Here is a 7,338-nt window from a genome sequence, read left to right on the forward strand (position 1 = left end):
ACAGGGAAATCGAGCTGCCATTCTTCGGCACCCAATTCATACATCAGGTCGAATACTTTTTCGTGTACCTCTTCAGGGGTACAATTCTCTTTGTCTACCTTATTAATAACCACACAGGGTTTTAAACCCAGGTTTAAGGCCTTCTGCAAAACAAAGCGAGTTTGAGGCATGGGCCCTTCAAAGGCATCTACCAGCAATAAAACCCCGTCTGCCATGTTTAGAACACGCTCCACTTCCCCACCAAAATCGGCGTGACCAGGAGTGTCGATAATATTGATTTTGGTCCCTTTATAGGTTACAGATACATTCTTGGACACTATGGTTATTCCGCGTTCTCTTTCAAGATCGTTGTTATCCAGGATAAGGTCGCCCGTTTTTTCGTTCTCACGAAACAACTGACAGTAATGAAGTATCTTATCAACCAAGGTGGTTTTACCGTGGTCAACGTGGGCAATAATCGCAATGTTCTTTGTAGTAGACATCTCTTTGTTTTGAGCCGGCAAAGATACTGCTATTTTTGGCACGGTTAAACAAAGTTGTATAATTTTTATGAGTCTGGTTTAGAGCCAGTTCCACATATCATAGCGATGTATAATACGCCAGAACTGGAGATCTGTAAGCGCTGAATATGTAGATGCTTTAGAAAGTTGATGTTACAGGTCCGACTCTAGTCGAATGTTGGCTTTCTGGATTTTCGTTTTGTCGCCACCCAGCCAAAATTAATTCCTATCAAGGGGCCATACCCAGACGGTGCGCCATCACCACGATAATAGCCTCCTCCAATTTCCACATTGAAGTTAAATCCTTTGTCATAGGTTCGCTGTATTCCGTAAACCAGTCCGTAAAATCCAAGATTATAGTCGTCTGGTTCAATATCTGTAGACAGCCTAAGTTGAGAGAAAAAAATTGCCTGGGCCGCCGCCACGTAATTCCCTGAATTGCCGGATACTGTTTTGCCAAGATTTTCACGCCGCCTAAAATTGTGGTAATACCTGTATCTGTTGTTCATCGCCAAACCAAGTGCATACCCTTCCTGATACGTTGCTATTCCCAACCCTAGGCTGGAGGAAATGGACTGATTTCGGAAGAGTCCCAATTCAAAACTTATCCCCGGGCTCAAAAGATCGAACCTGAATTGTTGTTTTTCTAAATGGATTAAACCGCCTCCCTTTTCTACGATGCGATTGGTCTGCCCATTTAAAAAAATTGTACTGCAAAAAAGTAAGATAAAGAATCCCTTCTGTAACACTTCGTAAATTTATCCAGGCTAAAGCTAAAAAGGATACTTTAGTTAAATGCTATCTTTGTATAAAATTTAAGAAATGAATCTCAGTGCTATTCCGCAGATCAAACATTCTGAAACTAATAATTTCTTTTTGCTTTCCGGCCCATGTGCCATTGAAGGCGAAGAGATGGCCCTGCGTATTGCAGAGCATATCGTAAAGACAACAGATCGGCTTAAAATTCCCTATATCTTTAAAGGGAGTTTTAAAAAGGCAAACAGAAGCAGGGTAGATTCTTTTACCGGAATTGGCGATGAAAAAGCGCTTAAGATCCTGCGTAAAGTGTCTGAAACCTTTAAGGTACCTACGGTCACTGATATTCACGAGATCTCTGATGCTAAAATGGCCGCAGAATATGTAGATGTGCTACAGATCCCGGCCTTTTTGGTCCGGCAGACAGATCTTCTAATTGCGGCGGCGGAAACCGGGAAGACCATAAATCTCAAAAAAGGGCAATTTATGAGTCCGGAGAGCATGAAACACGCGGTAGCCAAGGTTACCGATTCCGGCAATGATCAGGTGATTATCACGGACAGGGGTACCATGTTCGGGTATCAGGACATGATCGTTGATTTCAGGGGGGTACCTACCATGAAACAATACGCTCCCGTGGTCCTGGATGTTACCCATTCCCTGCAACAGCCCAACCAGGCTTCCGGGGTAACCGGGGGAAGACCGGCCCTGATAAGCACTATGGCCAGGGCAGGTATTGCAGCCGGGGTAGACGGATTGTTTATGGAAACCCACTTCGATCCGGCCAATGCTAAAAGTGATGGGGCCAATATGCTTCCTTTGGACAAATTGGATACTCTGCTAACACAATTGTGCGACCTGCGGCAGACCATCAACAGATTGAACCAATAGGCTATACTATTTATAGAATTTTTGATCCCTGACTTCGAAGGCATTTTGGAGCACATCCACAAGGATGTTGTCATCAATATCCTGAAGAGAATAATACCGCAGGGATCGCATCATTTTCCGACCTTCCCGGGTCATGTGCTCCAGGTGAATACTGAGGTGCGCGGCCATCCAAAAACCAACATCCACATAGTCTTTTGATTGGTTCAGATAACAAAACGGCCTTCCTTCCAGATAATAGCATGGTATTTTGTATTTATACTTTAAAGATACTCCTGGAATGCTGTGTTCAATGATGAGTTGCAGGTGCAGGAGAATCGACTTAAATGGTTCTGGCCGGCTTAGGATGTAGGAAGAGGCTGGGTCCACAAATTAAAGAGTTTTTAGATACAACAAGCATCATTGATCTCTTTTTCAAAATCTCCTTTAATGATGTTTGAAAAGCGAGCAGGCGTTTCTGGGGAAATACGGATATTATTGGTTATCAGATCCACATCAAAATGAAAACAAGAAAAGTCACCCCCGCATTCGTGTTCCAGGCGGGCCATTAAAAATTTGGTAATCTTTGGTCGTAGCTGATACTCCAGATCAACACAGTAACGCTTGAAGTTATCGTCAAAATCCTTCCCAATGATCCAATTAAATTTCACCTTTATTTTGAAATAATTTAGTCTTGTAATATATTAAAATATTTTAAAATTCAGTTTCAGAATATCATGAATTCGTCAAGGGGCGATTTTAGCAGTATTATCAATCTTTTATTGATAACGAGATCCATATTTTTGATTTTAATTATAATTTTAGCTAACTGAATAATAAAATTGAAATTCCCCGGGAATTACAAAATCCGTTACATTTGAAAAAAAACCATGAGAACCTTACTCTTTTTTGGAATTCTTGTTTTTGGCCTTCATTTGAACATTTGGGCACAAGACCATCAGCATGCTGCCGGTCACGCATTGACATATCCCGATATTCCGGGCTTTATTACTCTTAAAACAGACCTGCATCAGCACACGGTTTTTTCGGATGGGGAAGTGTGGCCATCCATCCGCGTCATGGAAGCCTTGCGTGAGAATCTTGATGCCATTTCATTGACGGAACATCTGGAATACCAACCTCATAAGGCAGACATACCCCACCCTGATAGGAACAGGTCTTATCAACTGGCACGTGAAGAAGCCAAAGACCACGGTTTAATGATCATTCCAGGTTCAGAGATCACCAGAAATGCCCCTATTGGGCATAGTAACGCGCTATTTACGACAGATGCCAATTTACTGCTGGCGGAAGACCCGGAGACGCCCTTTGCTGAAGCTAAAAAGCAGAATGCCTTTGTTTTCTGGAACCATCCGGCCTGGTACAGACAGAGCCCTTCAGGAAACCCCGTCTTAAGTGAATTTCAATCAGAACGGATCAAGAATGGTGAGCTGCATGGGATAGAGGTTATTAATGAACACGATTATGCCGAAGAATCCTTTGCCCTTGCCCTGAAACACAACCTCACCATTATGGGAACCAGTGATATTCACGGGTTGATCGACTGGCAATACCTGGAAAAGGGATTTCACAGGCCCATTACCCTGGTATTTGCTAAAAAACGAAGTCTGGAAAGTATGAGGGAAGCGCTTTTTGCTGGGAATACAGCAGCCGTTTATAATGGCCTTCTTGTTGGGAAACCGCAATTTATAAACCCCTTGATCAAAGCAAGTGTCAAGATTAACAAGGCTACTTATATACCTAATACAGATATCCTGGAAGTAGAATTAGAAAATATTTCGAGCAGCGATCTCCTCTTTGAAAATGAAATGAACTATAACTTTTACAGTAGCTCCCCTGTTTTTGAGATCCCGGCCAATAAAACGTTTACTTTGAAAATTAAAACTCTTGAAAAAGTATCTTCAGTGGCTTTAAAACTCAAAGCTTTGGGCGCCTATACAGCACCAAAGACTCATCCGGTCATTACTTGGGATGTTTCGGTGGAATAAAATACTATTCTTTCCCGTCTACATAGTCCTGCAGGTATGCGTAGCGTTCAGTAAGGCTTCCCTTATGGGTCATTCGTGCCCTTTGTAGAATACCTTCTTTATCCTCATCAAAAAAGGCAGGTATTACACTTTCCACAAAAGTTTCCCCAAAACCTTCACTGGCATCCCTGGGAAGCTCTGCAGGTAAGTTGTCTACAGCCATCACTGCAATAGCATCATTATCCATAAACGGCACTTCCTCTTCGGTACTTGGATTATACCCATAAATTGGCTCGGCAATTGTAGAAGCTCTGAGGGTAGTGGCTACCGGTCCGTCTATGTCACAGCTAACATCGGCAACCACCTGAATTTTGAAATCAGGACTTTTTACATCTTCTCTGGTGTATAAAAATGGGGCCCCATCGCCGTAAAAGTGGCCGGCAATATAGAGATCGCTCACTTTGGCAAAGCGCATAAAATTAGACGAATAGGCCTCAGGATGATCAAAAAAGTCCTGCATTGGAAGGACTTGTCCATCCTTGCGTTGGTTGTACTCCAGCACATCGATCTGACAATATACAGCTACATCAAATGTTTTAGATAAGTAATCTTCCACAGAAACTTCGCGGATTTTCATACCATCGAGCATCTCTTTGGCGCCATTGCCAACTCTTCCTTTCCCCGTCAAAAGTATTTTTATGGGGGGTAAAGACACGGAGAGCAACTCCTGGATCAGGGCCTTTCTATCTTTTAGTTCGTAGGCCCTGGAGATCTTGAATTTGCCAGATTTCAACCCGTAGGTTAGGATCCCATTATAGGCCCCTACGATGCCGGCATAACGCCCAAAAGCCACCAATCTGGTTCCTCTTTCATTAGTGATCACCTCATGGTCGTATAATTCAATGTTTTTATCAAGAACGGCTTGCAGCAGTTTACGGTTGTAGGGTTGCTTCTTAATCGTATGCGAAAAGAAGAAGTATTTTTTATTAGGTATCAATGCCTCAAGAGGCACTTCTTTAACGCCAATGAGCACATCACAGGATTCCATGGAAGGAGCAACTGTAAGTGCAGCTTCCCGGTATTCATCATCAGTAAATACCCGAAGTGGAGAGGGTTCTATAGTAATCTTTGCATCGGGAAATGTCTTCACGACTTTTTGACAGGCCTGGGGGGACAATACCACCCGCCTGTCCGGGGGATTTTTGCGCTCTCTGATGATTCCGAAATGTGTCATAAGCCTTTGGTATAGATTTTGAGCAAAATTACACGGATTTCGGGCGGTGCGCAAACTTTTTGGTATCTTCGCAATCCTTTTTAGTACAAGACGTTCATTCACATTTTGGGGCCGACTGGTTTTGACAGCGAGACCAATGGCATTGTAAGCATGTCGAGCGCTGGGATACAGCTCGTAAATCTCATATTTCACACTTTTTAAATGGCGAATCTAATTACGCTCTTGCCGCTTAATCCGAATTACAGTAGGATTTAGCCTCGTCTCTGCCAGGCAGAGAAGCGAGATGTCCCGGGATAGCCCTTGTTGATGGCGATCTGTTATGGGGCACCATAAAAATCAACATAAAGCCCTTTTAGCTTCATTAAGGGTTAAAATATAAGGAAGCTAAGTGTGTACTAGGCGGTTTTTGGTCAGGTACACAACAAAAATCAAACAAAAACTAAGCATGTAGAAGGCAGTGATATTGCTTGTTTGGACGGGAGTTCGACTCTCCCCGGCTCCACCTACGCCCTCCGAAGCTTGAGTACAACGAAAGCGTAGGAGGGCTTTTAAATTATATCCAAAATACAAAAGTATTCTGGGAGCCCAAGGGCTTGCCAACCCCGCTAAAGCGTTAGCGGCACGCGGGCGATGGATACAGATACGCAATAATTCCTTAAGAGTTTTATTTCCGCAATATTTTTTCATTCCTTAATGATATCTTACTCGTTTACTAATTGACGAAAATGATCCTTCCCTTTTCAATTTATATTATAAAATGCAATAATGGACATTACTACACTGGATTTACAAGAAATATTAACCAAAGACTCTCCTCCCACAAAGAAGGAAAGGTTTCCTATACAAAAGATAAACTGCCCGTCAAACTCGTCCATGTCTCACAATTTATTGATGTCAAGAAAGCCTATGATTTTGAACGGTATTTAAAATCAGGTTCTGGAATGGCTTTTAGAAATAAAAGATTATTATAAAACTGCTATACTCTTTTTATAAATGTTTGACCATAAAAAAAGGTATTGAAAAATAATTAAAAAGTAGGTCTGGAATTGAATTTACAGCATAGGAGCCCAGTAATACACCACAGGTAACCTGCCCAGTGAAACCGTCACTCCCTGCTCAAAAGATAGCAAAGAATGAGATAAGTCTATTGTAACAACAATGGGTATTTTTATTTGCAACGTTGCGAGCCCAGGAAAGTACTCAGATAACCCCCCCCCATGCTTCACTTCTATTTATACCCCTCTGAACAATCTTAAGGCAATCCTGGAAAAACAATCTAATTTACTCTTGAAGACTACGAATTTTTTATATAAATATTTGGTTTACAATACAAACTATAATATATTTACAAACTATAATATATCTACAGAGTAGTTTGCACTTTAATATATGTCCATGGAAAACACAAATCAATTAAATCCGAATGAAAGCCTGAAAATTATATCACGCGTGATCAACCAGACGAGAGAAAATATCAAGGATCAAAGCTTCTATTTTTTATGGTGGGGGTGGATTATAACCATCGCTGCTTTTGGTCATTATTTTTTGACCGTTTTTTCAGATACCGACAATAGCCATATCCCTTGGATTATTCTTATTCCCATAGGCTGGGTTGGCAGTATTGTGTATTCCATTAAAAAAGAAAAAGAAAAATCGTATCAAACCTATTTTGAACTTTTTCTAAAATATTTATGGATAGTACTTGGCATTTCCTTTATGATTTCTGTTTTTATTTCACTTTCGCTAGACGTACAGCCGGCCATTTTCGTTTTATTGCTGGCAGGTATTGGCACTTTGGTCTCCGGTTTAACAATGAAGTTTAAGCCCTTGATTATAGGTGGACTTCTTTTTTTTATATTCGCCATTGGCTCTTTATTCGTAAACCAGACCACTGTACTTCTTTTAAACGCGATTGCCATCGTTACGGGTTATCTGATTCCAGCATATTTTCTGAAAAACTCTAAATAATGAAATATGACAGTTTAGATAATAT

At 41.4% G+C, this 7,338-nt stretch carries 9 protein-coding genes and 1 other RNA gene; 5 read left to right on the plus strand and 5 right to left on the minus strand.

From position 1 onward, the window contains the following. Together WBM49_RS06165 and WBM49_RS06170 are read right to left on the minus strand one after the other, a co-directional pair. On the minus strand, positions 1–482 hold a 482-nt coding region (locus WBM49_RS06165; RefSeq protein ID WP_424371186.1), incomplete at its 3' end, for a GTP-binding protein. A gap of 185 nt (positions 483–667) precedes the next feature. Continuing rightward, positions 668–1,249 carry a hypothetical protein gene (locus WBM49_RS06170; protein WP_424371187.1) on the minus strand — a complete coding sequence of 194 codons (582 nt, stop codon included), beginning with the start codon at positions 1,247–1,249 and terminating at the stop codon, positions 668–670. Between the two features lie 73 nt (positions 1,250–1,322). Here WBM49_RS06170 and kdsA point away from each other — a divergent pair, with 73 nt between their 5' ends. Continuing rightward, on the plus strand, positions 1,323–2,147 hold the full coding sequence (gene kdsA / locus WBM49_RS06175; protein ID WP_424371188.1) for a 3-deoxy-8-phosphooctulonate synthase: 825 nt from the start codon (positions 1,323–1,325) through the stop codon (positions 2,145–2,147). A gap of 6 nt (positions 2,148–2,153) precedes the next feature. Here the strand turns inward: kdsA and WBM49_RS06180 are convergent, their stop codons facing one another. Further along, on the minus strand, positions 2,154–2,513 hold the full coding sequence (locus WBM49_RS06180; RefSeq protein ID WP_424371189.1) for a DUF1801 domain-containing protein: 360 nt from the start codon (positions 2,511–2,513) through the stop codon (positions 2,154–2,156). A gap of 14 nt (positions 2,514–2,527) precedes the next feature. Then, complete coding sequence (locus tag WBM49_RS06185; protein ID WP_424371190.1) at positions 2,528–2,794, minus strand: hypothetical protein; 267 nt, start codon at positions 2,792–2,794, stop codon at positions 2,528–2,530. A 219-nt stretch (positions 2,795–3,013) separates the two neighbouring features. On the opposite strand from WBM49_RS06185, the gene WBM49_RS06190 reads away from it, so the two are divergent. Beyond that, complete coding sequence (locus tag WBM49_RS06190) at positions 3,014–4,132, plus strand: Sb-PDE family phosphodiesterase (RefSeq protein WP_424371191.1); 1,119 nt, start codon at positions 3,014–3,016, stop codon at positions 4,130–4,132. Between the two features lie 4 nt (positions 4,133–4,136). On the opposite strand, the gene WBM49_RS06195 is transcribed toward WBM49_RS06190, so the two are convergent. Next, a complete protein-coding gene (locus WBM49_RS06195; RefSeq protein ID WP_424371192.1) occupies positions 4,137–5,345 on the minus strand; it encodes an NAD(P)-dependent oxidoreductase in 1,209 nt (402 codons plus the stop codon). Between the two features lie 107 nt (positions 5,346–5,452). On the opposite strand from WBM49_RS06195, the gene ssrA reads away from it, so the two are divergent. The 3 genes from ssrA to WBM49_RS06210 all read left to right on the plus strand — a co-directional run bounded on the left by ssrA (position 5,453) and on the right by WBM49_RS06210 (position 7,313). Beyond that, positions 5,453–5,850, plus strand: a transfer-messenger RNA (tmRNA) gene (gene ssrA, locus WBM49_RS06200). Positions 5,851–6,070: 220 nt separating this feature from the next. After that, the gene (locus tag WBM49_RS06205; RefSeq protein WP_424371193.1) at positions 6,071–6,316 is read left to right on the plus strand and encodes a GIY-YIG nuclease family protein; all 246 of its coding nucleotides are present in this window, start codon (positions 6,071–6,073) and stop codon (positions 6,314–6,316) included. Between the two features lie 424 nt (positions 6,317–6,740). Then, positions 6,741–7,313, plus strand: coding sequence for a hypothetical protein (locus WBM49_RS06210; protein WP_424371194.1), 573 nt, complete (start codon positions 6,741–6,743; stop codon positions 7,311–7,313). Positions 7,314–7,338: the final 25 nt, after the last annotated feature.

The sequence above is a fragment of the Muriicola sp. genome, from assembly GCF_049669965.1.
Lineage (GTDB): Bacteria > Bacteroidota > Bacteroidia > Flavobacteriales > Flavobacteriaceae > Muriicola.